This is a genomic window from Salmonella sp. SAL4457, from assembly GCF_046548235.1.
Taxonomy (GTDB): domain Bacteria; phylum Pseudomonadota; class Gammaproteobacteria; order Enterobacterales; family Enterobacteriaceae; genus Salmonella; species Salmonella enterica.
In genome coordinates, this window is sequence record NZ_JBGDZO010001157.1 from 1 (window position 1) to 244 (window position 244).

At 64.3% G+C, this 244-nt stretch carries 1 protein-coding gene; it reads left to right on the top strand.

From position 1 onward, the window contains the following. A partial coding sequence (locus ACLJNW_RS27800) for a hypothetical protein (protein ID WP_410961811.1) occupies positions 1–244 on the top strand: 244 nt, incomplete at both ends.

A 244-nucleotide genomic window follows, 5' to 3' on the forward strand; every position in this document is an offset into this window, starting at 1 on the left:
CCTTACGCCAGCCTGATGGAACCCGAGGCCCGCCACCGCCTGCACGAGCAGATCCAGCAGCAACTGGTGAAGCGCCCGCACTACCAGGTGAGCTACAAGCTGCACACACCCAACGGCGTGCTGACCATGCTGGAGTTCGGCGAAGCCTTCCAGCAGCATGGCCGCCAGTTGCTGCACGGCTACCTGATGGTCGAGGAGCGAGCGGAGAGCGCCGAGCGCAGCGAACAGTTGCTCGACCTGGAAT